The organism is Muricoccus radiodurans (genome assembly GCF_050154705.1).
Classification (GTDB): domain Bacteria; phylum Pseudomonadota; class Alphaproteobacteria; order Acetobacterales; family Acetobacteraceae; genus Roseomonas; species Roseomonas radiodurans.
Genome location: NZ_CP189561.1, coordinates 5,901,802 through 5,927,382, shown reverse-complemented (window position 1 = coordinate 5,927,382; position 25,581 = coordinate 5,901,802). Strand labels below are relative to the sequence as shown.

Here is a 25,581-nt window from a genome sequence, read left to right as displayed (position 1 = left end):
CGTGAGGCGGATGTCCGATAGCATCCCGAGGATTCGGCTGCGCGGACTGACCAAGTCCTTCGGCGCGAAGCGCGTGCTGGACGGGGTGGACCTGAACGTGATGCCCGGCCGGTCCATGGTCATCCTCGGCGGCTCCGGCTCCGGCAAGTCCGTGACCATCAAGTGCATCCTCGGCCTCCTCACCCCCGACGCCGGCACGATCGAGATCGACGGGCAGGACGTGCTGGCCATGTCGGCGCGGGAGCGGGAGGCGGTGCTGGATCGCACCGGGATGCTCTTCCAGAACGGCGCCCTCTTCGACTCCCTGCCGGTCTGGGAGAATGTCTGCTTCAAGCTCCTCGCCCGCCGCCGGATCAGCCGGGCGGCGGCGCGGGACAAGGCGGCGGAGGCGCTCGCCTCGGTCGGCCTGGCCGCCAGCGTCGGCGACCTCTCCCCCGCCGAGCTGTCGGGGGGCATGCAGAAGCGGGTGGCCCTCGCCCGCGCCATCGCCTCCGCGCCCGAGCTTCTCTTCTTCGACGAGCCGACCACTGGCCTGGACCCGATCATGGGGGCGGTGATCGACGGGCTGATCGTGGACTGCGTGAAGCGGCTAGGCGCCACCGCCGTCTCCATCACCCACGACATGGCCAGCGCCCGCCGCATCGGGGACGACGCGGCGATGATCCACCATGGCCGCATCGTCTGGACCGGGTCCGCCGCCGATCTCGGCCACACCGGCAACGCCATGGTGGACCAGTTCGCCCGGGGGGAGCGGGAAGGGCCGATCGAGATGGAGCTCCGGCGCTGATCCCTGCCCTGGCGGACAGACTTCCGGTCCACCGGCGGAAATGATTCCGGAGCGGGTTCCAGTCCGCTAAACGGGATGCTTCAGGGAGGTCCAGACGCCATGAGCGAAGACGAGTCCGCAGCCTTGTCCCTTGCCGCCAACGGTCCGTTCGATGCGCCCAGCCAGAGCTTCACCGCGGCCCAGGCCGGCGTGCAGATCAGCCGCGGCAACGTCGCCTGGGGCGGGCTCGGTCTGGCCGCGACCGTCACCTATGCCTATCGGGCGACGGCGCCGTTCTACGACGACGGCGGCAATGGGCTTCCCTACACCTTCCAGCCCTTCACCGTCTTCCAGAAGACGGCCGCCGAAGTGGCCATGTCGCTCTGGTCGGACGTGGCGCGGATCACCTTCTCCGGCGTGAGTCCGGGCGACTACAGCAACAACGCCTCGATCCTCTACGCCGGGTTCTACCAGAACCCGTTCTTCGCGGACGTGGATTTCGCCTTCGCCTACGGGCCCGGTTCCACCGCCCCTGGCAATGCGGCCGGGGATGTCTGGCTGAACACCTGGTACTCGGACAACCGGGTCATGCCGGTCGGCAGCTATGGCGCTCAGACCATCCTGCATGAGATCGGCCACGCCATCGGCCTGTCCCATCCCGGCCCCTATCCGGTCGGCGCCGTCTATCAGCTCGATGCCGCCTACATCGAGGATTCGCGTCAGTACTCGGTGATGAGCTACTTCGAGGCGTACAACACCGGCGCCTATCACGCCGGCCTCTACTCCGCGACGCCGCTCATCCACGACATCGCCGCCGCCCAGCGCCTCTACGGCGCCAACATGACGACGCGCACCGGCGACACGACCTACGGCTTCAATTCCAACGCCGACCGCACGGTGTTCCAGATCGGCAGCGCGAACCAGAAGGTGGTCTTCGCCGTCTGGGATGCCGGCGGCCGCGACACCTTCGATTTCTCCGGCTATTTCCAGGATCAGGTCATCAGCCTCGTGCCCGAGGGCTTCAGCGACGTGGGCGGGTTGACGCGGAACGTCTCGATCGCCGCCGGCGTGACGATCGAGAACGCGCGCGGCGGCGCCGGCAGCGACGCGATCATCGGCAACAACGTCGCCAACGACCTCTTCGGCTTCGGCGGGAACGACACCCTCGTCGGCGGCTTCGGGGACGACAACCTCTTCGGCGGCGCGGGCGCGGACCGGCTGGAGGGCGGCGATGGCTACGACTACGCCCGCTACGACGATGGCGGCAGCGTTCGCGCGGACCTCGGCAATCCCGGCGTGAATGCGGGCGATGCGGCCGGGGACATCTACATCGGGGTGGATGGGATGGTCGGATCGGTCCAGGGGGACATCCTGGTCGGCGACGCGGCCTCGAACATCCTGGTCGGCCTCTCCGGCGCGGACGCGCTCTTCGGCGGCGGCGGCAACGACGTCCTGAACGGCGGCGACGATGCCGACGACCTCTCGGGCGGGAGTGGGGCCGACGTGCTGGATGGCGGCGCCGGCTTCGACCGCGCCGTCTATGACGCGGCTGGGCCGGTCCGCGTGGACCTCGGCAACCCCGCCGTGAACACCGGCGACGCGGCGGGCGACGTGCTCGTGGGGATCGAGGGCGTGGTCGGTTCGGCCTTCGACGACATCCTGACGGGCGATGCGGCGGGCAACCTCCTCGTCGGCAATGCCGGGGTGGACGTGTTGAATGGCGGCGGCGGGGTGGACACGCTCTACGGCGGCAGCGAGCAGGATTTCCTCTGGGGTGGCACGGGGGCGGACTGGCTCGATGGCGGCGCGGGCTTCGACTATGCCCGCTACGACACGGCGCTCTCGGGCGTGCGCGCCGGGCTGAATGATCCCACCTACAACACGGGCGATGCCGCCAACGACCTCTATTTCGGGATCGAGGGGCTGATGGGCTCCGCCTTCGCCGACCTGCTGCTCGGCGACGGTGGGGACAACCTTCTCTGGGGCTTCGGCGGTGCCGACCTTCTCTTCGGGGCTGCCGGCGCGGACGTCCTCTATGGCGGCGACGGCGACGACAACCTCTGGGGCGGCGCGGGCGGCGACGTGCTGGTGGGCGAGGCCGGCTTCGACCTCGTCCGCTACGACGAGGGCCTCGGCGCCGTCCGCGTGGACCTCGGCAACAGCGCGGTGAATTCGGGCATCGCCGCCGGCGACATCTACATCGGCATCGAGGGCGTGCTGGGCTCAGAGGGGGGCGACATCCTCGTCGGCGATTCAGGCGACAACCTCATCCATGGGCTCGCCGGCAACGACCTCATCGCTGGCGGTCTGGGCCTCGACACCCTCGTCGGCGGCGCCGGCTTCGACAGCTTCCAGTTCGCCACGCCCTTCTTCGGGCGGGACCTCCTCCTCGACTTCACGTCCGGCACCGACAGCATCCTGCTGGTGGGCTCGAATTTCGGCCCGGGCCTGGGAACTGGCGCGGTCGCCGCCAGCCGCTTCGCGGTGGACGGGCCGAACCTGGCTCAGGGGCAGTTCGTCTGGCGCCCTGGCGCGGGAACCCTCGCCTGGGATGCGGACGGCACCGGGGGCGGCGCGGAAACGGTCTTCGCGTCCCTGGCTTCAGGCACGCCCCTCGCGCGGACGGACCTCATCCTCGTCTGATGGGTCACATTGGCGGCCCCGGGGGAGAGAAGGAATTCTCTCCCCCGGAGGGCTCACTCATCTTCGCCTTCAAGGCTGCCGCGGAAGGCGGGAGACGCAGCTCCCTCGCCTGACATCGACAGGGGCGACCGTCGCTATGATGCTGCCCATCACGCGGCGAGCGGCAGTCCCTCCCGCGCCAGCTCGGCGAAGGCACCGGGCTCCACCGGCCGGCCGAAAAGCCAGCCCTGCACCTCCGCGCATCCCTCCTCCACCAGGCGCAGCGCCTGCGCCTCTGTCTCCACGCCCTCCGCATTGGCGCGGATGCCCAACGCCTCCGTCATGCCCACGATGGCGCGGACGATCGCGGCGGCGCGCGGGTCCTCGCCCAGGCCGCGGATGAAGGCGCGGTCGATCTTCACCTTGTCGAAGCGGAAGCGCTGGAGATAGCTGAGCGACGAGTAGCCAGTGCCGAAATCATCCATGGCGATCGCGACGCCCATGTCGCGCAGCCGGTTCAGCGTCGCCAGGATCTCGTCCGTGTCGGCGAGCAGCAGGCTCTCGGTGATCTCCAGCTCCAGCCGCCCGGCCGGCAAGCCGGTCACGTCCAGGGCGCGCCGCACCGTTTCCAGGAAGCCCGCGTGGCGGAACTGCACGGCGGAGACATTGACGGCGATCTTCAGCGGCGCGTCCCAGGTCATCGCGGTGCGGCAGGCCTCCTCCAGCACCCAGGCTCCAATCGGGACGATCAGCCCGGTGCGCTCGGCCAGCGGGATGAAGGCATCCGGCGGCACGTTGCCGCGCACCGGGTGTTGCCAGCGCAGCAGCGCCTCGGCCCCCGTCACCTGACGCGTGGCCAGGTCCACCTGCGGCTGGAAGTGCAGGCGCAGCGTCCCCCCGGCCATGGCGGCGCGCAGGTCGGCCTCCAGCGCGCGCCGGGCCTGCAGCGTCGCGTTCATCGGGGATTCGAAGTATCGGTAGCCGTTCCGCCCGTCCTCCTTCATGGCGTAGAGGGCGAGGTCGGCTTCCTGCATCAGGCGGATCGGGTCGGCATCTTCGGGCGATTCCGCCACGGCCACGCCGATCGAGACGCCGATCTGCACGACATGGCCGTCCAGGTCGAAAGACTTCTGCAGGGCGGCCACGAGGCGCCCGGCCAGCGCCGCCGACCCGTGCGGCTGCGCCACGTCCGTCTGAACGATGGCGAACTCGTCGCCGCCCAGCCGGGCGAGGGTGTCGGATTCCCGGAGGCAGGCGGAGAGGCGGAGCGCCACCTCGACGAGCAGCGCATCCCCCGCCGCGTGCCCCAGCGTGTCGTTCACCTCCTTGAAGTGGTCGAGGTCGAGGCAGAGCACGCAGAGGGTGCCGCTGCGCCGTCGGCGGAACCCGACCACCGCCTGCCGCAGACGGTCCTGCAGCAGGGCGCGGTTCGGCAGGCCGGTGAGCGTGTCGTGGCTGGCCAGATGCGTCGCCCGGTCCATCGCCTGCCGCAGCAGCCGCAGCGGCGCCCAGCGGAGCGCGAGGTAGGCGCCGACCCCGAGCAGGAGCGAGACGAGGCCGATCACCGCCGTCTGCCGCATCAGCGGCAGCAGGGAGCGGCGCACCTCCACCCAGCCGACGAGACCATCGACGTCGAACAGCGGCTCCCGGGCGATCGCGACCGGCCAGGCCACCTCGGCCGGCAGTTCGGCCACCGTCGCCCCGTCCGTCGTCAGGACGCGCCGCGACTCCGCCGCGTTCATGTCGCCGAGGGCGAGCAGGCCGGCGAGCCGGATCGTGTCCAGCTGCCACAGCTCGGTGCTGGCGGCGATGCTGTCCGAGATGACGGCCGCCTTCACATGGGCGGAGGCGACGAGCTCCGCCCGCACCGTGCGCTGCCCCGCGTAGTGCCAGGTGATCGGCGGCGCCAGCGCGAGCAGCAACGCGGCGCCGAGGGCGAAGACGGTGATGGCGCGCGCGGGTGCGAAGTCCCGCGACAAGCCGGGCACGTCGCCCGGGTCCCGCGCGGCACGGCGGCCGCCCGTCGCCGGGGGCGGACTGGCCGGCGTCACGGGGGCCGCGGCGCCCGACGCACCGGCGACCATCGGGATGGGGTTGGGGAGAGGGGCTCGCCGGTCCATGCACGCATCCTGCGCCGGTGCGGTGAAGGTCCGATGAACGGCCGCCCCGTTCCGGTGACCCGGCGTCAGGGTTCCGCCCACATCCGCAGAAGGTTCCCGATGCTCCGCCCGATCAGCGCCCGCTCCCGCGCGCGGCCCGCATCCCCGGCCAGCATCTCCCGCGCCGTCTCCAGGTCGAACAGCATCTCGCGCCGTGCCGCGTCGCGCACGAGGCTCTGCACCCAGCCCACCGCCACCAGCCGCGTGCCCCGCTCCACCGGCGCGACGCGGTGGAGGAAGGTCGTGGGGTAGAGGAGCATCGTCCCGGCCGGCAGGCGGTATTCCTGCTCCCCCGCCGTGCTCTCGATCACCAGGGCGCCGCCCGCGTAATCCTCGGGCGCCGAGAGAAAGAGGGTGAAGGACAGGTCGGTCCGCAGACCACCCATCAGCGCGTCGTCCATGTGGGCGCCGTATCCCATGCCCTCGTCGTAGCGGGAGAGCAGCATGCGCGGCGGCCGCGCCGGCCGGGCCGCGATACCGAAAAGAGGGTGCGCGGCGATCCGGGCCAGCAGGTCCGCCTTGAGCACCGCGGCGGCCGCATCGCGGGCATCGGCCTGCAGGTTGCTCTTCACCCGGCGAGCCTCCCAGCCGGCGGTCTCCCGCCCGTCGCGAAAGGGCAGGCCGTGCAGGGTGCGGGACGCGGCCGCCGCCGTCGCGGCGTCCAGCACGTCGGCGATCGCGAGGATCATGACGGCAGGCTAACCCGCGCCTCCGGCGGTGCAAATGCGTCGGCATCGCATCATCACCGCGTTGCCCAGCCCTTCTATGCGCCGGTCGGGCGCGCTACATCCGGGCGTCCACGTTCTGTTCCGATCGGACCGCCCTTGGCCAAGCCCAGCACCCGCTACGTCTGCCAGTCCTGCGGCACGGTCCACCCGAAGTGGCAGGGCAAGTGCGAGGGCTGCGGCGCCTGGAACACCCTGGCGGAGGAGGCGGTGGAGTCCCGCGCACCGGGCCCGGCCAAGGCCGCCACTGGCGGGCGGCGCGTCTCCTTCGTTGCCCTGAAGGGGGAGGCCGCCCCGCCGCCCCGCATCATCACCGGCATGCCGGAGCTGGACCGGGTCCTCGGCGGCGGCTTCGTGCCTGGCTCCGCCGTGCTGGTCGGCGGCGACCCCGGCATCGGCAAGTCCACCATCCTTCTCCAGGCCGCGGCGAAGGTGGCCGGATCGGGACGACGCACGCTCTACGTTTCGGGCGAGGAATCGGTGGACCAGGTGCGCCTGCGCGCCCTGCGGCTGGGCGTGGCCGGCTCTCCGCTCGGCCTCGCCGCCGCGACATCGCTGAGGGACATCCTGGCCTCGCTGGAGGAGGAGCGAGAGGCCGGGCTGGTCATCATCGACTCCATCCAGACGGTCTGGCTGGACAACCTCGATTCCGCGCCGGGCACCGTCTCCCAGGTCCGGGCCTGCGCGGCGGAGCTGGCACGGCTGGCCAAGTCCCGCGGCTTCGCCCTCGTGCTGGTCGGCCACGTCACGAAGGAGGGAACGCTCGCCGGCCCCCGCGTGCTGGAGCACATGGTGGACGCCACCCTCTATTTCGAAGGCGATCGCGGCCACCAGTTCCGCATCCTCCGCGCCACGAAGAACCGCTTCGGCGCCACCGATGAGATCGGCGTCTTCGAGATGACGGAGGCGGGGCTGGCCGAGGTCCCCAACCCCTCAGCCCTCTTCCTGGCGGAGCGGCGCGGCAACGTCTCGGGCTCGGCCGTCTTCGCGGGGATGGAGGGGACGCGCCCCGTGCTGGTGGAGGTCCAGGCCCTGCTCTCCCCTTCGGCGGGCGGGTCGCCGCGCCGGCAGGTGGTGGGGTGGGATTCCGGGCGCCTGGCCATGCTGCTGGCGGTGCTGGAGACGCGCTGCCGCATGACGCTCGGCATGAACGACGTGTACCTGAACATCGCCGGCGGGCTGCGGATCGCGGAACCGGCGGCGGACCTCGCGGTGGCGGCCGCCCTCGTCTCTGCCGCGACGGACCGTCCCTGCCCGCCCGACATGGTGTTCTTCGGGGAGGTCGGCCTGTCCGGGGAGGTGCGCCAGGTCGCCCAGACCGAGCTGCGCCTGCGGGAGGCCGCGAAACTCGGCTTCTCTGCCGCCACCCTCCCCCGCCGCGTGGCCCGCGGCGGCCGGGCCCTGTCGGCGCCGGAGGCTCTCCAGCTGAGCGAGACGGGGCACCTCGCGGACCTCGTCGCTCCCTTCGCGGCCGCGGAGCGCCAGCGTGCGCCGAAGCCGAACGTGAAGGCGGACGCGGCCTAGCCGGCCCGCCTCAGTCCTGACCTGACGAGGTCGTCGCGCTGAACGGCCGGACCGGGTGCGACGCTCTGGACCGGGGAATGACCAGGAGCCGTCGAAGAACCCATCGCGCAGCGCGTCCCGCGGTCGCGCGGATCCCGTCCGTCAGGGTTGAGACATGCTCGCCGAAGCGTAAGCGGTGCGAACGCTCTGCTGGCCAGGGCCCCTCGACGATGTCCGGGCGGCCGGAGAGGTCTCTTCCCGCCCTCAGACCGCCGGGATCGCAAGGCGGTGCCGGCGGATGGCCGACACCGCCCGGCCGCTCGCGCGCAGCTCAGGCCGCCTGCGGGGTGTCCTTGCGCCGACGAACGAAGCCAAGGCCGAGCAGTCCGGCGCCGAGCAGGGCGAGGGAGGCCGGCTCGGGGACCGCGACGGTGGTCAACTGCACCAGCGTGAAGTCCGACTGGTTGGTGCAGGGGTCGAAGCCGCAGGCACCCGCCACGGCGGTGAAGGAGATGGCGGTCACCGGAGCGAGCACCGGATTGAAGGTGATCTCGAAGACCGCACCGCCGCCGTTCGTCGAGGACAGGTTCGTCACCGTCCCGAGCCCCGGAGCGGACAGGACGGCGCTGTCCTCTGTAATCTGCGCCGTCAGGGTGAAGACGAGGGCGCCGAGATTGATGTTGATCGAGGCGCTCTCGAGGTAGTCCCCGAATTCGGGCCCGTTGTAGAGCACGCCGATCCGCATGGACTGGATCCCGAACGCCGTCGCGCTCGTGCCGGACAAGGTCTCCCCGATGTCGATCTCGTCGGAGGTCGGACCGCTTCCGTTGATGCCGACGCCGGTGAAACTCGACTGGAAATTCACCTTCTGCTGGAAGGTGCCGCCATTCGCGGACCACTGGATCCCGCCGATGAGCTGGCTGCCCGCGCCGTTGTTGAAGTCGGCTCCGTTGATCACCGCGGCTTGGGCTCCCGCGGCCATTCCGATGGCCATGGCACCCGCCAGGGCAAGCTTCTTCAGATGTGGCACTCTTGTCACCCTCCGATGGGAAGACGCGCCGGAACGACGCGACATCGATACGAGCACGAGACGTGCCATCACTATTTTCCCTTCTAAATCAATTGATTATAGGGAATCGTCGGTCGCTTCGGGCCACGTTTGTAAAGTTCGCCTCGCAGCCCTTACGGAATCGCGGCCGCACGCGCCCCTGCCCCGCGCACCGCGCGTGACGAATCCACTCTTCGGCCGCTATACCCCGCCCGCATGACCTGGGTTGATGCCGTCATCCTCGCCGTGATCGTCCTGTCGGGCGTCATCGGCTACATGCGCGGCTTCATCCGGGAGGTGCTGGGGATCGGCGCCTGGATCGGGGCGCTCGTCCTCGCCTTCCTGATGCTGCCGGGCATGCGCGGCATCTTCATCAACATCACCCCGAACCAGCCCTGGCTCGCCGACGTCGCCGCGATCGCCGTCGTCTTCATCGCGACCCTGATCATCCTGAAGATCATCATCGCCATCATCGCCCGGGGCGTGCGCGCCTCCGTGCTGGGCGGCGTGGACCGGGCGCTGGGCGTGCTCTTCGGCTTCGCCCGGGGTGCAATCCTGGTGATCATTGCCTATATCGCCGCCGGCGCCTTCATCCCCGGAACGGATCGCTGGCCGGACCCCGTCCGGCAGGCCCGGAGCCTGCCTTACGTGGCCGACGGTGCGGCCTGGGTGGTGGACAAGCTGCCGGAAGGCTACCGCCCGCGCCTGCCCGACCCGCCGACGGCACGCGCCCCCACCGCCGAGGAATTGTTGCGCCCCCCCGCGCGCGACCGGATCTGACCACCATGACCCCCTCCGATACCGGCGACCTGACCACGAACCCGTTCGACGACGGGCAGGACGGGTTCCACGAGGAATGCGGCGTCTTCGGCGTCTGGGGCCACCCGGACGCCGCGGCGCTGACCGCGCTCGGCCTGCACGCCCTCCAGCACCGGGGGCAGGAGGCGTCGGGCATCGTGGCCCTCGGCCCCCAGGGCTTCCGGGCGCACAAGGGCATGGGCCTGGTCGGGGACATCTTCGGCGACGCGAAGGTGATCGCCGGCCTGCCCGGCCGCGCCGCCATCGGCCACAACCGCTACGCCACGACCGGCGAGACGGCGATCCGCAACGTCCAGCCGCTCTACGCCGACTTCGTCTTCGGCGGGCTGGCGGTGGCGCATAACGGCAACCTCACGAACGCCATGTCGCTGCGGCGCCAGCTCGTCCGCCGCGGCTGCCTCTTCCAGTCCTCCACGGATTCCGAGGTCTTCGTCCACCTCATCGCCATCTCCCTCTACTCCACCGTGCTGGACCGGCTGATCGACGCGCTGAAGCAGGTGGACGGGGCCTATTCCCTCGTCGGGCTGCATGACGGCGCGCTGATCGGCGTGCGGGACCCGCTCGGCGTGCGGCCCCTCGTCCTCGGGCGCCTGGGCACCGCGGAGAGCAACGCCTGGGTGCTGGCGAGCGAGACCTGCGCGCTGGACATCGTCGGCGCCGAGTTCGTGCGGGACGTGGAGCCCGGCGAGATCGTCGTGATCGACGGGGACGGCGTCCGCAGCGTGAAGCCCTTCGGCCATACCGCGAACCGCTTCTGCATCTTCGAGTACATCTACTTCTCCCGCCCCGACTCCGTCGTGGAGGGCACGCCGGTCTACGAGACGCGCAAGCGCATCGGCGCCGAGCTGGCGCGGGAGAGCGGCGTCGCGGCCGACGTGGTCGTCCCGGTGCCGGATTCCGGCGTGCCGGCCGCGATGGGCTACGCGGCGGAGGCCGATGTCCCCTTCGAGCTGGGGATCATCCGCAACCACTATGTCGGCCGCACCTTCATCGAGCCGACCGACAACATCCGCCACCTCGGCGTGAAGCTGAAGCACTCCGCCAACCGGGCGGTGCTGGAGGGGAAGCGGGTCATCCTGGTGGACGATTCGATCGTCCGCGGCACCACCAGCAAGAAGATCGTGGAGATGGTTCGCCAGGCCGGCGCGACGGAGGTGCACATGCGCATCTCCTCCCCGCCCACGACCCATTCCTGCTTCTACGGCATCGACACGCCGGAGCGGGAGAAGCTGATGGCCGCCCAGCACAGCGTGGAGGAGATGGCCCGGATCATCGGCGCCGACAGCCTCGCCTTCATCTCGCTGGACGGGCTCTACCGCGCGCTCGGCCGCAAGGGGCGGGACGCCAGCGACCCCGGCTACTGCGACGCCTGCTTCACCGGCGACTACGCCATCCCGCTGACCGACCTGCTCGGCCATCCCGAGCGGAAGCCCGCCCTGCTGGCGCTCAACGGGGCATGAGCCCGCTGGACCAGGGGGGCGCGGCCCCCCTCCGGCCGCTCTCCGGCCGCGTCGCGCTCGTCACCGGGGCGTCCCGCGGCATCGGCCAGGCGGTGGCGGTGGAGCTCGCCCGCCTTGGCGCGCATGTCGTCCTCACGGCCCGCTCCCAGGGCGGGCTGGAGGAGACGGACGACGCGGTGCGCGCCGCCGGCAGCGCTGCCACCCTCCTGCCCTTTGACCTTCAGAAGGATGCGGACAAGCTCGACCCGCTCGGCCCCTCGGTGATCGAGCGCTTCGGGCGGCTCGACATCCTCGTCCACGCCGCCGGGGCGCTCGGCACGCTGACGCCTGTCGCGCACATCACCCCGAAGGACTGGGCGGAGGTGGTGGCGGTGAACCTGACCGCCGCCTATCGCCTCATCCGTACCCTGGACCCGCCCTTGCGGGCCTCGGATGCCGGGCGGGCCGTGGTGCTGACCACCGGCCGCGTGGCGCGGCCGAAATCCTACTGGGGCGCCTATGGAGCGACGAAGGCGGGGCTGGAGCATCTCGTGACAACCTGGGCCGCGGAGGTCGCGAACACGCCGCTGCGGGTGAATCTCTTCGATCCCGGCGTCGTCGCCACCCGCATGCGCGCCACCGCCATGCCCGGCGAGGACCCCTCCACCCTGCCCCGCCCCTCGGATATCGCGCCGCGGATCGCCGCCCTCTGCCTGCCCGAGGAAGCGAGGCAGGGCGAGGTTGTGAAGGCCGCTTAGCCGGCGCCTCGGTCCGGCAGTCCCTGCAGGTGTGAGGCATATGGCTCTCCCGGACTCCTCCCGCGGCCGGTCCCGTCTCCTGCAGCGCTGGATCGGGCGGCTGGCTCCGCGGGGGCTCCGCGCGTCAGGAACGGCCGAGATCGCGGCCGCGCTGCGCGCCATCGAGGCCCGCCTGGCCCGGCTGGAGGAGGCCGTGGAGGGGTCCCGCGGCACCTATCTCGGGGACGGGATCGTGCTGGCGAAGACCGTCATCCACGGCGCGCAGTTCGCCTTTCTGCTGGAGGCGGAGGACCGGCTGCTCACCCCCTGGCTCCTCACCTCCGGGCATTACGAGGACGAGCTGACAGACCACTTCGTCCGGACACGCCGGCCGGACGACCGCTGCCTCGATGTCGGGGCGAATTTCGGCTACTTCACCTGCCTCTTCGCGCGCTTCTGCCCGCGGGGCATGGTGCTCGGCGTCGAGCCGGACGCGCGGGTCTTCTCGATCGCGCGGGACAATATCCTGGCGAACGGCCTGGCCGGCGTGGCCAGCCTGCGCCAGGCCGCGGTGTGCGAGGCGGAGCGGGAGCTGACGCTGAACCGCCGCATGGGCCGCTCCGGGAACACCAGCATCGCTCCCGTCCCCCTGTCCCTGACCGAGTGGCACGGCGAGAAGCCGGCCCAGCCGTTTCAGGTCATGGGCACCACGGTGGATCGCCTGGCGGAGGCGTTCGGCGGGCGGCTCGACGTGATGAAGGTGGACGTGGAGGGGGCCGAGCCGCTCGTGCTCGCCGGGGCGTCGCGCACCGTCTCGGTCAATCCGGGGCTGCAGATCGTCATGGAGTGGTCCCCCGGCCAGATGGTCTCGGCCGGCTTTGACATCGGCGGCTTCCTGGACGACATCGACGCCATGGGGCTGCGATGCCACGGGCTCGGTCCCGGGCGTCCTTCCTATGACCGCGACGCGATGCTTAACCTCTCCTTCGCGAACGGCATCCTGCTCACCCGCGAGCCGCGGGCCTGACGGGCCCCTTCGGCCAACTCCCCGAAGGGAGAAGGCGCCTCACCAGCCCTCGCGCACGACGCGCGATCGACCGGCTGCCTCGATGGCGGTGGAGATCGGCGTCCCGGTCCCCGCCTTTCGCGGCAGCCCGATCGAAAAAGATGATTGCGGGTCCGGGGAGCGAATTCCTTCTCTCCCCTGGAGTCACCCGCGACGGCGGATCATTCCTCCGCGTAGGGGTTCTCGGTCCCGCGCAGGCTGATCCGGATCGGCACGCCCGGCATATCGAAGGCCTCCCGGAAGGAGTTGACGAGGTAGCGCCGGTACTCCTCCGGCAGCAGCTCCGCGCGGGTCCCGAAGATCGCCAGCGTGGGCGGGCGGGCCTTCGGCATGGTGACGTAGCGCAGCTTCAGCCGCTTGCCCTCGACCAGCGGCGGCTGGTGGCGCTCCAGCGCCGACTCGAACCAGCGGTTCAGCGCCCCTGTCGGAAGGCGGCGGTTCCAGATCTCATAGGCCGTGCGGACGGTGGGCATCAGCTTCTCCACGCCGCGCCCGGTGGCGGCGGAGAGCGGCACCACCGCGATCCCGCGGAGCTGGGCCAGGGAGGCCGTCAGCACGTCGTTCAGCCGCGCGCGGGCGGCGTTGCGATCCTCCACCGCGTCCCATTTGTTGAAGGCGATCACCACGCCCCGGCCCTCGCGCTCGGCGAGCCGGGCGATACGGAGATCCTGCTCGTCCATCCCCTGCACCGCGTCCACCACCAGCACCGCCACCTCGCACTCCTTGAGGGCGGCGATGGTCGCGGCGGTGGACATCTGCTCCAGCGCCTGGGTGATGCGGGCGCGGCGGCGCAGGCCGGCGGTGTCCACCAGCCTGACCTTCCCGCCGGTCTCGTCGGTCCACTGCACGGCGACGGAATCGCGGGTCAGGCCGGGCTCGGGGCCGGTGATCATCCGCTCCTCCCCCAGCAGGGCGTTCAGCAGGGTGGACTTGCCCGCGTTCGGGCGGCCGACGATGGCCAGCCGCAGCGGGCGGTCGGGGTCGCCCTCATCCTCGGCCTCCTCCTCGGGTTCCGGCGGCAGGGCGGCGCGGATCTCGTCGTGCAGCTCGCCGAAGCCGTCGCCGTGCTCGCCGGACACCGGCAGGGGCGAGCCGAGGCCGAGTTCATAGGCCTCGAGGGAATTCGCCGCGCCGAGCCGCCCCTCCGCCTTGTTCGCCAGCAGCAGCACCTTCCGGCCCTGACGGCGGAGCCACTGGGCGAAGGCGCGGTCGGCCGGCGTCAGGCCGGTGCGCGCGTCCACCACGAAAAGGACGAGGTCCGCCCCCCGCAGCGCCGCCTCGGAGCTCGCGCGCATCCGGCCGGGGATGGTGTCGGGCGGGGCCTCCTCCAGCCCGGCGGTGTCGACCAGCAAAACGTCGCGGCCGGCGACGCGCGCCACCACCTCCTTGCGGTCGCGGGTGACGCCGGGCGTGTCGTCGACGATGGCGATGCGCCGCCCGGCGAGGCGGTTGAAGAGCGTGGACTTGCCGACATTCGGCCGGCCCATGATGGCGATGCGCGGGAGCATCCGGCGCTAGAGCACCGCGCCGGCCAGCGGGTCAAGCGCGGCCGGTCGCCCGGCGCCCCGTCCGAGCACCGATGCCGTGCCCGGAGCCTACCGGATCGCGACGAGGCTCCCGTCATTGGTGATCAGGAACACCGTCCCGCCCACCACCGCGCCCGGCAGGGTCACGCCGCCCGACAGGCGCATGCGCCCCGCGACGGCACCGGCCGCCGGGTCCACCAGCACCGCCTCCCCAAGGCTGGAGGGTACCATCACCCGCCCGCCCACGACCATCGGCGCCCCGAAGGAGACGGGATTGCGCCGCTTGTCCCGGGTGGAGCGCTCGTCCAGGGAGATCACCCAGCGCACCCGCCCGTCGAGCCGGCCGAGCGCGGCGAGGGTGTTCTCCGGCGTCACCAGGAAGATCCAATCCCCGGCTACCGCGGGGGTGACGGCACTACCCACCTCCCGCTCCCAGATCCGGCGGCCGGAGCGGAGGTCGGTCGAGACCGAGACGCCTCCCTGCCCCGCCGCGATCACCCGGCCCTCCGCGATGACGGGCAGGCCGGTGATGCCGGACAGCTCCGCGATGCCGCCGCGCCGCGCCGCGTCGCCGCCGCCGGACACGCCCTCGCTCCAGAGCACGCGGCCATCGGCGCCGCGCAGCCCGACCAGCTCGCCGGAGGGGAAGCCGGCGACCACCGTCTCGCCCTCGACCGCCGGGGCCGGGAGGCCGAGCGGCACGGCGAGCACCGGCTGGCCGCGGAAGGTCCAGAGCCGCCTACCGTCCTCGGTCGAAAGGCCGATGAGGTGGTTCTCCACGGTCGGGACGAAGATCCGCCCGCCGGAGACGGTGATGCCGCCCCGCGCCGGGGCCGGCAGGGGCGCCCGCCAGCGGATCTCGCCCGTCGCGGGGTCGAGCGCCATCACCTCCGCCATGCCGGTGGCGGCATAGAGCACGCCCTCCGCATGGGCGAGGCCGGCGCCGACCGCCCCGGTGCTGTCCCGCTCCGGGCGCGTGTCACGGGTCCAGCGCCGGCCGCCGCGCCCGATATCGAACGCCGAGACGACGCCGAAGGCGTCGGCGGCGAAGACCGTCTCGCCCGCCACGATCGGCCCCATGGTGATCCGCTGGCGGTAGGAGGAGCCGGAACCGATCGAGCTGCTCCAGGCCTCCCGCAGCGTCTCCCCGGCCAGGGCGTGGCCGGGGTTGTGGCTCAGCGGGCCGCCGGCCTGGGGCCATTCGGACAGGGCAGTCGGTGCCGGCAGGGTCACGGCCCGGCCGGCCAGCGCCGGATCGGCTTCCAGGTTCCGCTCGGCCTGCAGAACCGGTTCGCGCCGGCCCTCCAGCGGCTTCTTGCTGTCGCCGAAGATGCTGTCGATCGTCTCGCAACCCGAGAGGGCGAGGCCGGCTCCGCCCAGCATCAGGGCGCGGCGGGTCGGAAGAGTCACGTCGCTATCCCTCCAGTTGGGCCATCAGGCGGGCGGCGCGGTCACGGACGCCGCGCGGAGCCGTCGTATCGGCCACCAGGGCCTGCAGGACCCGCCGAGCCTCGGCCGTCTCGCCCCGGCGCACGGCGATGAGCGCCTGCAGTTCCTGGGCAGAGGCGCGCCACGGAGCGCCAGCCACCGTCAGTGGCGTGATCCGGGCCGCGAGCGCCGCCGGGTCGGTCGTGTCCAGCCCGTGCAGAACCCACATCAGGCTCGCCAGGTCGCGGTACAGCGGGTCCGCATCCCGGTCGTTGGCGATCCGGTCGTAATCGGCGAGCGCCCCGGCCTTGTCGCCCGTCTCATCCTTTAGGGCGGCCGCGCGGAACAGCGAGAGGGTGCGGTAGCCGACCGGGGCATCCGCCGCGATCGCATCGAACCGCCGGGCGGCATCCGCGAGGTCCGCGCCCTGGCGCTCGGTCGAGCGGTGGAGCGCCATGAAGGCGCTGCCGGCCGCCTCCGCGCCGCGATTCTCGTACCAGCGCCAGCCCTGCCAGCCGCCGACCCCCAGCAGGACGAGGAGGGCGAGTCCCGCCAGCAGCCCGCCATAGCGGAGCCAGAACTGCCGGGCGCGCTCGGCGCGCAGGTCCTCCTGCAGCTCGTCGAAGATGTCGGGCAATGCGTCCCTCTCCGGCCGTCGCGCCGGCCGGGCGGGGCCGGGAGCGCGGGAAATCGGCGGGTCCTATAGCGGGACCGTCACGGGGCGTTAAGCCCGGGCGGTCCATAAGCGGGGATGCGCCCCCTCCTCCCGCTCGTTCTCCTTTCCCTCGTGCTGACGGGATGCGAGGCGGCGGGGCCGCTGCTGGCGGTGAACGGGGTGTCGCTGATGCTGACCGGGCGGGCGGTGCCGGATCTCGTGGTCTCCGGCGCATCCGGGCGGGACTGCTCCATCGCCTATCTCGACGCCGGGGAGCGCTACTGCCGGACGGAGCCGGGAGCGGTCGCCCAGCCCTTCTGCACGCGATCGCTCGGCGCCGTGGATTGCTGGAACGGCCCGGTTCCCGGCAACCCGCCGCCGCGGCCGGTGGCCGACGCGCGCCCGCCGGCCGCCCCATCCCAACCCTGGCCGGAGCGCCTGATCGCGGTCCCGGGAGATCCGTCACCGAGATGACGTTTCCGCGCGAGGGGTAAACGGAAGATTCATGAGCGCGGGCGCAAGGAGGACCGACACGCGGACGGTCCCAGCGAGGGAAAAGCCCCATGCCCATGAACTCGGTCAACACGAACACCAGCGCGATGATCGCGCTGCAATCGCTGAACAAGACGAACGATGCGCTCGCCGCCTCGCAGAAGCGCGTCTCCACGGGCTACCGCGTGGCTGATGCGAAGGACGACGGCGCCGCCTTCGCGGTGGCGCAGTCGGTGCGCGCCGACATCGCCGGCCTGACCTCCGCCAACGAGCAGATGGGCGGCACCAAGGGCGTGCTGGACACGACGATGGCGGGACTGACGAAGATCTCCACCGCCATGGCCGACATGAAGACGGTGCTGGTGAAGCTCGCGGACGAGACCCTCTCGACCGACCAGCGGACGCAGTACCAGACGCAGTACACCTCGCTCCGCGCGCAGATGCAGAACTTCGTGTCGGACGCCGTCTACAACAGCCGCACGCTGCTCAGCACGGCCACCGCGTCCGGCGGCGGCAACATCGCCACCACGCGCAACGAGACGGGCACGACCTACTCGCTCAGCGCGGTGGACGGTTCCACCAACCTGATCGTGGCGACGGTTCCGACCTCGGCGGCGGCGGCGCAGGCGGCGCTGGGTTCCTCGGGCGACTTCGCGACGAAGATGGCCTCCATCAACACCGCGCTGAACACCTTCGGCAACGACAGCAAGTACCTGGACAGCCAGATCGCCTACAACAAGGAGAAGATCGACAGCCTGGACTCCGGCATCGGCGCCCTGGTGGACGCCGACCTCGCGAAGGAGGCCGCGCGGTCCCAGGCGCTGCAAATCCGCCAGCAGCTCGGCACCCAGGCGCTGGGAATGGCGAACCAGTCCCCGCAATCCCTGCTCAGCCTGTTCAAGGGCTGAGGCGGCCGGGTCAGCTCCGGGGCGCGTCCCGCGTCCCGGCGAAGGTCACGGGCTCGCCGCCGGGCCCGCCGAGCACCTCGTCCTCCCGCATCGCGACGCGGCCGCGGATCACCGTCATGACAGGCCAGCCGGTGCAGCGGTGCCCGATAAAGGGATTCCAGCCGCAGGGGGTGGTGAGCCACTCCGCCTCGATGGTGCGGGCGCGCCGCATGTCCACGATGGTGAAGCTGCCGTCATAGCCCGCGGCCAGCCGCCCCTTGCCCACCGCGCCATAGACCCGCGCCGGGCCGGCGCACATCAGGTCCACCAGCCGCGACAGCGACAGCCTGCCGGCCGAGACGTGGTCCAGCATCATCGGCACCAGCGTCTGCACGCCGGTCAGCCCCGCCGCGGTCTGCGGCCAGGGCCGCTCCTTCGCCGCGCGGGAATGCGGCGCGTGGTCGGAGCCGATCGTGTCCACGGTACCGTCCGCCACGGCGCGCCACGCCGCCTCGTAGTGCCGGCGGTCGCGGATCGGCGGGTTCATCACGGCATAGGCGCCGAGCTGGTCATAGGCGTCCGGCGCCCATTGCGTGAGGTGGTTCAGCAGAACCTCCACCGTCACGAGGCCGCGGAAGTCCTTCAGGTAGTCCAGTTCTTCCTCGGTCGAGACGTGGAGGATGTGGGCGGGGCGCCCCGTCTTGCGCGCCAGCGCCGCGAGCCGCCGCGTGCCGAGGAAGGCGCACTCCACGTCCCGCCACTCCGCATGCAGCGCGTAGGGGCCACCGCCCTCGAACTGCGGCTTGCGGGCCTGGAGGCGGTACTCGTCCTCGGAGTGGTAGGCGATGCGGCGGGTGCCGCCGGCCATGACCCGCTCCAGCGTCGGGTCGTCCTCGATCATCAGGTCGCCGGTGGAGGAGCCGGCGAAGATCTTGATCGCGCAGACATTCGGCTCCCGCTCCAACCGGCCGAGATCGTCCACGTTGCTCCGGGCGCCGCCGACATACATCCCGACATCGCACCACGCGACGTCCCGGATATGGCCGCGCTTCCAGTCCAGCATCTCCGTGTTGGTGATGGAGGGGCTGGTATTCGGCATGTCGAAGACCGCCGTCAGCCCGCCGAGCACCGCGCCCTTCGTGCCGGTCGCCATCGTCTCCACGGCCGGGTCGCCCGGGTCGCGCAGGTGGACATGCGGGTCGATCAGGCCGGGCAGAACGTGCAGGCCGGTGCAGTCGATCACCTCCGCCGACTCCGCGGTGCGGAGGTCGCCGATGGCGGCGATGCGGCCGTCCCGCACGCCGATCTCGGTGCGCTCCTCGCCCCAGGGCAGGACGGCGGTGCCGCCGCGCAGGATCAGGTCGTAGCGGGCCATGCCGTGCCTCCGTCTCGTCCCCGCCCGTGTGCGGCGGCGGGGGCGGCGGGTCAATCGGTGAACCGGGGCCGGTCAGGACAGGGGCGGCTGCCCCTCCCCGCCCGGCGGGCGGTAGCCGACGCGGAGGCCATTCGCCGGGGCGCGATCCACATCGGGCTGGAGGCCGAGCTTCGCGCCGATCGCCGCCGCCGCGGCGGCGACCTCGTCCTTCTCGCCCTCCGTGCAGGTGATCGTTACCGTGCCGCGGGTGTCTGCGGCCTGTTGCAGTTGCGCGTCCCACTTCGACGCCATCCGAAACCTCCTCTCCTGCCCCGTGGGCAGAACGCGGCAGGGAGGCGGTGGATCACCAGGTCAGCTCGGCCACCGTCACCCGGTTCTCCGCGATCGGCCAGGCGCGGGCGACCACCCGCTCCTCGTTGAACAGGCCCACGACCGGTCGGCCCAGTTCCGATGCGGGCAGGCGGGCGATGGTGGTGGCGCCCGACGCGACGCCCCGCGGGACGTCCGTCGGCTCCTTCCCGTCCAGCACCACCACGTCGCGCGGGATGCCGAAATAGCCGCGTGGGCGGGTGAAGCGCACGACGCCCCCGGCCGCCCGGTCCGCCTGGGCGGGCGGCGGCGCGGGCCGCAGGTTCACCACGGCGGAGGAGCGCGGGAAGGGCGTGCGGTAGGTGTGCGTGATCGGGTGGTCCGGGGCGGCCACCACGAATTCCAGGCACCAGTCCGGGGCGACGGTCACCGGGCCCCAGCGCCCATCCTCCCCGGTGGTGCGGCGGTGGATCGCCTCGCCCATCCGTGCGGCGGTCTCGGGGTCCACGCGAAAGACCTCCACCACGGCGCCGGGTAGGGGGCGGTTCGTCTGCACCCCGCCGGGCGTGCCGGTGACGCGGCCGTCCAGCACCGGGCGGGGTTCCGGCGACACGGCCAGCCGGTCCGGCTCGCGGCCCGCGACGAAGAGGAACATCTCCCGGAAGGCGCGGGCGGAATAGGCGGTCTCGCGGTGGTCGATGCCGGGCAGGACGACGTTCTTCGCCCCCCGCAGTTCCGGGCTGGTGAAGGTCACGCCGGTGGGCGTGCCGGGGCGGCCGGCATAGCGCCCGTCCGGCTGAGCGTAGAGGTCGTTCGAGTCGGACCGGATGGTCAGGAATTCCGTGCCTTCCATGACCTGGGACTCCCCGCCGTTCAGGCGGCGCAGGAACGGGGAGCGGGCGTTGAACTCGCGGCCGGCGGGCTGCTCCCAGTCGTAGATGCCGTTGTTCGGCGTGCCGCAGAGCACCGCGTGCGACACGCCCGGCCCGCCGCCGTTGAGCTGGACGAGGTTCCGGATGGGGTAGCCGCCGCGGGAATTGCCGACCAGCGCGATCCGGGCGGCGCCGGTGCGGCGGCGCAGCGCATCGGCCTCCGCCGTGATCTCCCGCAGCGCGTCGTCGGTGGACGACCGCATGGGCTGCGGCACCGCGTCGTCGTCCCGCGCGAGCGGATCGGTGAAGTCCAGCGCGTGCAGCCGGTCCCGCGGCCAGCCATTGCTCTCGAAGCGCCAGAGCGTGGGCATCCAGAGCGCGGAATGGTCGCCATTGCCGTGGACAAAGAGAATAGGCGTCGGGGCGTCTGGCACGGGGCGGGCGAGGTCCTGCGTCTGGGCGCGCCCGGCCGCGGGGCGCATCGCGGCGGCGAGGGGCGCGAGGGCGATCGCCCGCAGCAGGGGGCGGCGTGGGGGCGTCATGGGCATTCCTCCTGTCGTCCCAGGATGGGGCAGGCCCGCCCGCCTGGACAGGGCGCGCACGACGCGCGCAGCCTGGGCGGAGCCGACAGGATCAGCCGCATGAACCGCCGCCCCCTCATCATGGCCGCCCCCGCCGTCGCGTCCTGGGCCGCGTCGTTGCCCGCCAACGCTCAGGGCGCGCCGCTCCCCTTCTACACCGCCGGCGCGGGCAGCGCCTTCCTGCCCTATGGGCAGGCCCTCGCGACGTTCCTGGCGGCCAAGGGGGTGCGGGTGGAGGTGCGGAACTCCGCCGGCAGTCTGGAGAACCTGGCGAAGGTGGAGGATGAGCCGAATGCCATCGGGACTGCCTTCCTCGGCAGCGTGGTGGACGCGCTGAACGGCACGGCGACCGCCGGGGGGCGCCGGCACCGGGCGATCCGCGCGCTCTTCCCGATGTACGAGACCGCCTTCATGGTCACGGCCCCGCGGGCGCGCGGGCTGACGCGCTTCGCCGACCTGGCCGGCAAGCGTGTGGGCTGCGGGCCCGCCCGCGGCCCGGCCGAGAGCTTTTTCCGGGTTGCCGCCGAGGTCGCCGGCATCACCGCCACCATTGCCAGCGGCGACAGCGCGCCCCTCGTCGAGCAGACCCTGAACGGCGAGATCGATGCGCTGTGGCAGGGCGCCATCGTGCCGATCCCGGCGCTGGTCGCGGTGGCCGACCGCACGCCCTCCGTCACCTTCGGGCCGGGGGAGGAGGTCGCGCGCGGGGTGATCCGGCGCCTTCCCTTCATGGCGCCGGCCACCATCCCGCCCGGCACCTATCGCGGGCAGGACGCGCCCATCGCCTCCTTCGCGGCCTGGAACTTCGTGGTCGGCAACGCCTCGATGCCAGAGGAAGCGGCATACGCGCTGACGAAGGCGGCGGTGTCCACCACCGATCCGGCGCGGGACATCGCGGCGATGGCGGCGGGGACGCGGGCGGCGAATGCCGGGACGAACCGCGTCCTGCCCTTCCACCCCGGCGCTGCGCGGGCGCTGCGGGAGGCGGGCGTGACCGTGCCGGACATCGCGATGCCCGGGTGAAGCCTCAGTTCACCCGGAGCAGGCCCTGCCAGACCAGCAGCAACCCGCCCGCGATCACGGCGGCATCGACGATGCGGGCATGGGCCTCGAGCGACAGCCGTCCGGCGAGGCGGCGCGCTACGAAGGCGCCCGGCACGCCCGCCGCGCCGATCACCAGTCCCATGATGATGGAGGCCGGTGGCAGGGCGCCGGCCACGCCGAACACGGCGCTCATCACGACGCTGCCGACCACGGAGATCCCCGCATCCGTCGCGATGACCGCGAGCCCGGTCAGGCCCGCGGACAGAAGGATCGCGAGCAGCAGCGCGCCGGAGACGGTCGTGCCACCCACCACCAGGCCGTAGACCGCGCCGGCGACGAGGACGCCGCGGCCGCGCAGAAGGCCGCTCCGGCGCCGCAGCGCGCGGCGCAACGGCACCAGCACGACGATCGCGGCACCCAGCAGGATCGTCACCCACGGTCCTGACAACCGTGTGTAGCCCCAGGCGCCGAGCGCGCAGAACGGGACCGCGGGGATCAGGATCAGCGCCGCAATCCGTGGGGAGAAGGCATCCCGGAAGGCGATCAACCGGCTGCCGTTCAGCAGGACCGCGGCGAGGCCGATGACCGGCACCACCGCCTCCGCCCCGATGATGGGGACGAGGATCGGCGGCAGGATCAGGCCGGTGCCGTAGCCAGCGATACCCGCCACCGTGGCGGCGAGAAAGGCCACGGCCGCGACGAGCCCGTACTGGAGGAAGGTGGGGTCCTCCACGGCCGGCTACCGCGTGGCCAGTGCCTCGAACACGTCGCCCTCCATCCGGCGCCCCTCCACGTGGCGGGCGTGCCAGAGCGCCCAGAAGAGAAGGTGCCAGGCGGCGAATCCCTCCCGCTTGCCCGCAGCGGCGCGGAATAGCGGCAGGATGCGGTCGGGGCGGGCGATCTCCGCCACGCCGGGCTGGGCGGCGACCAGCGGCGCGAGGCGGTCGGCGGCCGACGCGATCCAGGCACCGATCGGCACGGTGAAGCCCTGCTTCTTCGTGAAGGGATCGGCGGCCGGAAATTCGCGCGCCAGCCACTGCCGCAGCAGCCACTTGCCGCGGCCGTCCCGCACCTTCATCCCGTCCGGCAGGCGCCAGCAGGCCGCGGCCACGCCGGGATCGAGGAAGGGCACGCGCCCCTCCACCCCATGGGCCATGAGGCAGCGGTCGAGCTTCGTCAGCAGGTCGTTCGGCAGCCAGTCCGCGATATCCAGGGCCTGGGCTGCCATCAGCCGCGTGCGGCCGGGCGTGAAGGCGGCCGTCTCGGCGGCGGCGAGGCCGTCGCGCCAGATGCGCGGCGCCTCTCGCAGCACGTCGAGGCGATCGAAGGCGCCGTGGGCGCGCATCGCCTTGCCGCCGAGCCACCAGGGCCGCATGGCGGCACGGTGGCGGCCGTAGCCGGCCAGGAGTTCGTCGCCGCCCTCCCCCGACAGCACGACCTTCACCTCCTGCCGCGCACGCCGCGCGAGGAACCAGGTGGGGATGATCGCGTAGTCGGCCGCCGGGTCGTCCATGGCCGCGACGATTTGCGGCAGGTGACGCCAGACCTCCGCTTCCGTGACGGTGATGGTGACGTGATGCGCCCCGGCGGCGTTGGCCACGGCCTCGGCGCGGGCCCGCTCATCCGCGGCGCCCGGTGCGTCGAAATTCGCGGTGTAGGCGCGGACGGGGGCCTGGTTCAGCTGCGCCATCATCGCGAGCACCGCCGCGCTGTCCACGCCGCCGGAGAGGAAGAGGCCGTAGGGCACGTCGCTGCGCTGGTGCAGCTCCACGCTCTCCCGGAAGGCGGCGGCGAAGCGGGCGAGCGCGGCCTCCTCGCTGATCGGCTCCGGGCCGCCCTCGGGCAGGGCGGGACGGCGGGCGCGCTCCACCACGGCGCCATCGGCCAGCACCACGGCCTCCCCTGGCAGGAGGCGGCGGATGCCCTCGAAGATCGTCTCGGCGCCGGTGGTGAACTGGAGCTGCATCAGCTCCTCCCGCGCCTCCGGCCGGATGCGCGGCGCGACGAGGCCGGTGGCGAAAATCGCCGCGGGCTCGGAGGCGAAGGCGAGGCCGCCCGGAATCTCCGCGAGGTAGAGCGGCTTGATGCCGAAGGGGTCGCGCGCCAGCACGACCCGCCGCGCCGCGCGGTCGTGGATGGCGACCGCGTACATGCCGCGCAGCGCTTCCGTGAAGGCAAGGCCGTCGCGGCGGTACAGGTGCAACGGCGGCTCGCAGTCGGACTGCGTCGCGCAGACCAGCGCGTTGTCGGTGCGGAGCTCGCGGTAGTTGTAGACCTCGCCATTGCCGACGAGGGCGGCGGGGCCGGCGAAGAGCGGCTGGTCGCCGGTGACGAGGTCGATGATCGCGAGCCGCGTATGCGACAGCGCGACGTTGCCCGCCACATGATGCCCGTGCCCGTCCCGCCCGCGATGGGCCAACGCGCCGGTCATCCGGTCGAGAACCGTCAGATCCGGCGTGCGGCCCGGCTTCAGGACGAGGCCTGCGATCCCGCACATCGCTACGTCCTTCCGTCCCGGCGCCGCAACGTCGGCAGCAGCGCGCGCCAGCGGGCGACGACCGGCGCCTCCGCGAAGTCGCGCTCGTAGGTCAGGCGGCCGGCCTCGGCCAGGGCGGCGGCGCGGGCGGGGTCGGCGATCAGGCCCGCGACCGCGCGGGCTAGGGCCTCCGGCTCGTCCACGGGGACGATCAGGCCGGTCTCGCCATGGGCGATCAGCTCCACCGGGCCGTGGGAGGCGGCGGCGACCACCGGCCTGCTCGCGGAGAAGGCCTCCAGCACCACGTTCCCCAGCGGCTCATGGCGAGAGGGGCAGATGGAGAGGTCGCAGGCCGCGAGCAGCGCGCCCTGATCCCCGCGCCAGCCAAGGAAGGCGACGCGGTCCGCGACGCCGAGTTGGGCGGCGAGGGCTTCCAGGGCCCCGCGCTCCGGCCCCTCCCCCGCCAGCCAGAGCTGGGTGCGGGGCAGGTGCGGCAGGGCGCGCAGGAGGGTGTCGAAGCCCTTGTTCCGGTGCAGCCGGCCCATGGCGAGGAGCCTCGCGAAGCCGGGCGGCGCGGGCAGGTCCGTCACGGGTGCGGCGCCGCCGAGATCGGGGGCGAAGTTCGGCAGGTGGTGCACGCGCGCCGCGTCCCAGCCCTGCGAGACGATCCAGCGCACGAGGTCCCGCGTGTTCGCCACGAGGTGGTCGCAGCGCCGGTAATGGCGAAGGTCGTAGTAGCCGCCCAGCCGCCCGACCAGCACCCAGGGGCCGCGCCGGCTGAAGCGCGCGCCGCGGTTCATCCAGGCAATGGTCACATCGGGCCCGAAGCGCCGCAGCGTGCCCCCCAGCCGCCAGCCCGTCAGCAGGTCCAGAGGCCCCCCGAAGCCGAGTTCCACCGGCTCCAGCCCGCCGGCGCGCAGCCGCGCGGCGCGGTCCGAGTTCTCGCGGATGACGGGCAGCACCGTCTCCCCCGCGCCGTGCAGGGCGAGGCAGAGGCGCTCGTAGAAGGTCTCGGCACCGCCCATCGCGGCGCCGGCCATGACCTGCGCGAT

General features: G+C 72.3%; 21 protein-coding genes and 1 pseudogene. 10 read left to right on the top strand and 12 right to left on the bottom strand.

All coding sequences use genetic code 11. The annotated features are described in order from the left end of the window. Positions 1-10 precede the first annotated feature (10 nt). Entirely contained in the window at positions 11-787 is a 777-nt protein-coding gene (locus ACP6CK_RS27520; RefSeq protein ID WP_426956527.1) for an ABC transporter ATP-binding protein, read from the top strand. A gap of 99 nt (positions 788-886) precedes the next feature. After that, positions 887-3,409: a M10 family metallopeptidase C-terminal domain-containing protein gene (locus tag ACP6CK_RS27515; RefSeq protein WP_426956526.1), complete on the top strand. Its 2,523-nt coding sequence runs from the start codon at positions 887-889 to the stop codon at positions 3,407-3,409. 149 nt (positions 3,410-3,558) lie between these two features. Here ACP6CK_RS27515 and ACP6CK_RS27510 read toward each other — a convergent pair whose 3' ends face one another. Continuing rightward, complete coding sequence (locus tag ACP6CK_RS27510) at positions 3,559-5,508, bottom strand: putative bifunctional diguanylate cyclase/phosphodiesterase (RefSeq protein ID WP_426956525.1); 1,950 nt, start codon at positions 5,506-5,508, stop codon at positions 3,559-3,561. Between the two features lie 65 nt (positions 5,509-5,573). Next, positions 5,574-6,236, bottom strand: a complete 663-nt coding sequence (locus ACP6CK_RS27505; protein ID WP_426956524.1) for a Fe2+-dependent dioxygenase — start codon at positions 6,234-6,236, stop codon at positions 5,574-5,576. A 135-nt stretch (positions 6,237-6,371) separates the two neighbouring features. Between ACP6CK_RS27505 and radA the strand changes: the two genes are divergently transcribed. Continuing rightward, a complete protein-coding gene (radA, locus tag ACP6CK_RS27500; RefSeq protein WP_426956523.1) occupies positions 6,372-7,796 on the top strand; it encodes a DNA repair protein RadA in 1,425 nt (474 codons plus the stop codon). 310 nt (positions 7,797-8,106) lie between these two features. Here radA and ACP6CK_RS27495 read toward each other — a convergent pair. Further along, positions 8,107-8,199: pseudogene (locus ACP6CK_RS27495) on the bottom strand (PEP-CTERM sorting domain-containing protein); the annotation flags it as partial. Positions 8,200-9,039: 840 nt separating this feature from the next. Between ACP6CK_RS27495 and ACP6CK_RS27490 the strand changes: the two are divergent. The 4 genes from ACP6CK_RS27490 to ACP6CK_RS27475 are packed head-to-tail and all read left to right on the top strand — an operon-like array spanning position 9,040 to position 12,845. After that, entirely contained in the window at positions 9,040-9,603 is a 564-nt protein-coding gene (locus ACP6CK_RS27490) for a CvpA family protein (RefSeq protein WP_426956522.1), read from the top strand. A 5-nt stretch (positions 9,604-9,608) separates the two neighbouring features. After that, positions 9,609-11,102 (top strand): amidophosphoribosyltransferase, encoded by a 1,494-nt coding sequence (gene purF / locus ACP6CK_RS27485; protein ID WP_426956521.1) that lies wholly within the window; start codon positions 9,609-9,611, stop codon positions 11,100-11,102. Beyond that, positions 11,099-11,839, top strand: coding sequence for an SDR family NAD(P)-dependent oxidoreductase (locus ACP6CK_RS27480; RefSeq protein ID WP_426956520.1), 741 nt, complete (start codon positions 11,099-11,101; stop codon positions 11,837-11,839). The genes purF and ACP6CK_RS27480 overlap by 4 nt, the downstream gene beginning before the upstream one ends. A 40-nt stretch (positions 11,840-11,879) precedes the next feature. Then, positions 11,880-12,845 (top strand): FkbM family methyltransferase, encoded by a 966-nt coding sequence (locus ACP6CK_RS27475; RefSeq protein ID WP_426956519.1) that lies wholly within the window; start codon positions 11,880-11,882, stop codon positions 12,843-12,845. 200 nt (positions 12,846-13,045) lie between these two features. On the opposite strand, the gene der is transcribed toward ACP6CK_RS27475, so the two are convergent. The 3 genes from der to ACP6CK_RS27460 form a co-directional block, all read right to left on the bottom strand. Continuing rightward, on the bottom strand, positions 13,046-14,392 hold the full coding sequence (gene der / locus ACP6CK_RS27470) for a ribosome biogenesis GTPase Der (protein WP_426956518.1): 1,347 nt from the start codon (positions 14,390-14,392) through the stop codon (positions 13,046-13,048). A gap of 87 nt (positions 14,393-14,479) precedes the next feature. Continuing rightward, entirely contained in the window at positions 14,480-15,820 is a 1,341-nt protein-coding gene (locus ACP6CK_RS27465) for a PQQ-binding-like beta-propeller repeat protein (protein WP_426956517.1), read from the bottom strand. A 4-nt stretch (positions 15,821-15,824) separates the two neighbouring features. Beyond that, the gene (locus ACP6CK_RS27460; RefSeq protein WP_426956516.1) at positions 15,825-16,475 is read right to left on the bottom strand and encodes a tetratricopeptide repeat protein; all 651 of its coding nucleotides are present in this window, start codon (positions 16,473-16,475) and stop codon (positions 15,825-15,827) included. 114 nt (positions 16,476-16,589) lie between these two features. Here ACP6CK_RS27460 and ACP6CK_RS27455 point away from each other — a divergent pair, with 114 nt between their 5' ends. Further along, complete coding sequence (locus ACP6CK_RS27455; RefSeq protein WP_426956515.1) at positions 16,590-16,967, top strand: hypothetical protein; 378 nt, start codon at positions 16,590-16,592, stop codon at positions 16,965-16,967. An 89-nt stretch (positions 16,968-17,056) separates the two neighbouring features. Further along, positions 17,057-17,893: a flagellin gene (locus ACP6CK_RS27450; protein ID WP_426956514.1), complete on the top strand. Its 837-nt coding sequence runs from the start codon at positions 17,057-17,059 to the stop codon at positions 17,891-17,893. A gap of 10 nt (positions 17,894-17,903) precedes the next feature. On the opposite strand, the gene ACP6CK_RS27445 is transcribed toward ACP6CK_RS27450, so the two are convergent. The 3 genes from ACP6CK_RS27445 to ACP6CK_RS27435 all read right to left on the bottom strand — a co-directional run bounded on the left by ACP6CK_RS27445 (position 17,904) and on the right by ACP6CK_RS27435 (position 20,970). Beyond that, positions 17,904-19,247 (bottom strand): dihydroorotase, encoded by a 1,344-nt coding sequence (locus tag ACP6CK_RS27445; protein WP_426956513.1) that lies wholly within the window; start codon positions 19,245-19,247, stop codon positions 17,904-17,906. A 72-nt stretch (positions 19,248-19,319) separates the two neighbouring features. Beyond that, positions 19,320-19,538: a hypothetical protein gene (locus ACP6CK_RS27440; RefSeq protein WP_426956512.1), complete on the bottom strand. Its 219-nt coding sequence runs from the start codon at positions 19,536-19,538 to the stop codon at positions 19,320-19,322. 52 nt (positions 19,539-19,590) lie between these two features. Further along, positions 19,591-20,970 carry a hydrolase gene (locus ACP6CK_RS27435; RefSeq protein WP_426956511.1) on the bottom strand — a complete coding sequence of 460 codons (1,380 nt, stop codon included), beginning with the start codon at positions 20,968-20,970 and terminating at the stop codon, positions 19,591-19,593. A 99-nt stretch (positions 20,971-21,069) separates the two neighbouring features. On the opposite strand from ACP6CK_RS27435, the gene ACP6CK_RS27430 reads away from it, so the two are divergent. Continuing rightward, a complete protein-coding gene (locus tag ACP6CK_RS27430; RefSeq protein ID WP_426956510.1) occupies positions 21,070-22,032 on the top strand; it encodes a TAXI family TRAP transporter solute-binding subunit in 963 nt (320 codons plus the stop codon). A 4-nt stretch (positions 22,033-22,036) separates the two neighbouring features. Here ACP6CK_RS27430 and ACP6CK_RS27425 read toward each other — a convergent pair whose 3' ends face one another. Genes ACP6CK_RS27425 through ACP6CK_RS27415 form a run of 3 tightly spaced genes read right to left on the bottom strand, consistent with a single transcriptional unit; the run spans position 22,037 to position 25,569 of the window. Then, positions 22,037-22,786, bottom strand: coding sequence for a TSUP family transporter (locus ACP6CK_RS27425; RefSeq protein ID WP_426956509.1), 750 nt, complete (start codon positions 22,784-22,786; stop codon positions 22,037-22,039). Between the two features lie 6 nt (positions 22,787-22,792). Continuing rightward, on the bottom strand, positions 22,793-24,550 hold the full coding sequence (asnB, locus tag ACP6CK_RS27420; protein ID WP_426956508.1) for an asparagine synthase (glutamine-hydrolyzing): 1,758 nt from the start codon (positions 24,548-24,550) through the stop codon (positions 22,793-22,795). Positions 24,551-24,552: 2 nt separating this feature from the next. Further along, entirely contained in the window at positions 24,553-25,569 is a 1,017-nt protein-coding gene (locus ACP6CK_RS27415) for a glycosyltransferase (RefSeq protein ID WP_426956507.1), read from the bottom strand. Positions 25,570-25,581: the final 12 nt, after the last annotated feature.

What these genes read in the sequence shown, in the direction of transcription:
- purF (WP_426956521.1), top strand. Translation starts at nt 9,609, where the DNA reads ATGACCCCCTCCGATACCGGCGACCTGACCACGAACCCGTTCGACGAC.
- der (WP_426956518.1), bottom strand. Translation starts at nt 14,392, where the DNA reads ATGCTCCCGCGCATCGCCATCATGGGCCGGCCGAATGTCGGCAAGTCC.
- ACP6CK_RS27505 (WP_426956524.1), bottom strand. Translation starts at nt 6,236, where the DNA reads ATGATCCTCGCGATCGCCGACGTGCTGGACGCCGCGACGGCGGCGGCC.
- ACP6CK_RS27475 (WP_426956519.1), top strand. Translation starts at nt 11,880, where the DNA reads ATGGCTCTCCCGGACTCCTCCCGCGGCCGGTCCCGTCTCCTGCAGCGC.
- ACP6CK_RS27455 (WP_426956515.1), top strand. Translation starts at nt 16,590, where the DNA reads ATGCGCCCCCTCCTCCCGCTCGTTCTCCTTTCCCTCGTGCTGACGGGA.
- ACP6CK_RS27430 (WP_426956510.1), top strand. Translation starts at nt 21,070, where the DNA reads ATGAACCGCCGCCCCCTCATCATGGCCGCCCCCGCCGTCGCGTCCTGG.
- ACP6CK_RS27520 (WP_426956527.1), top strand. Translation starts at nt 11, where the DNA reads ATGTCCGATAGCATCCCGAGGATTCGGCTGCGCGGACTGACCAAGTCC.
- ACP6CK_RS27440 (WP_426956512.1), bottom strand. Translation starts at nt 19,538, where the DNA reads ATGGCGTCGAAGTGGGACGCGCAACTGCAACAGGCCGCAGACACCCGC.
- ACP6CK_RS27510 (WP_426956525.1), bottom strand. Translation starts at nt 5,508, where the DNA reads ATGGACCGGCGAGCCCCTCTCCCCAACCCCATCCCGATGGTCGCCGGT.
- asnB (WP_426956508.1), bottom strand. Translation starts at nt 24,550, where the DNA reads ATGTGCGGGATCGCAGGCCTCGTCCTGAAGCCGGGCCGCACGCCGGAT.
- ACP6CK_RS27490 (WP_426956522.1), top strand. Translation starts at nt 9,040, where the DNA reads ATGACCTGGGTTGATGCCGTCATCCTCGCCGTGATCGTCCTGTCGGGC.
- ACP6CK_RS27480 (WP_426956520.1), top strand. Translation starts at nt 11,099, where the DNA reads ATGAGCCCGCTGGACCAGGGGGGCGCGGCCCCCCTCCGGCCGCTCTCC.
- ACP6CK_RS27450 (WP_426956514.1), top strand. Translation starts at nt 17,057, where the DNA reads ATGCCCATGAACTCGGTCAACACGAACACCAGCGCGATGATCGCGCTG.
- ACP6CK_RS27435 (WP_426956511.1), bottom strand. Translation starts at nt 20,970, where the DNA reads ATGACGCCCCCACGCCGCCCCCTGCTGCGGGCGATCGCCCTCGCGCCC.
- ACP6CK_RS27415 (WP_426956507.1), bottom strand. Translation starts at nt 25,569, where the DNA reads ATGGCCGGCGCCGCGATGGGCGGTGCCGAGACCTTCTACGAGCGCCTC.
- ACP6CK_RS27515 (WP_426956526.1), top strand. Translation starts at nt 887, where the DNA reads ATGAGCGAAGACGAGTCCGCAGCCTTGTCCCTTGCCGCCAACGGTCCG.
- ACP6CK_RS27445 (WP_426956513.1), bottom strand. Translation starts at nt 19,247, where the DNA reads ATGGCCCGCTACGACCTGATCCTGCGCGGCGGCACCGCCGTCCTGCCC.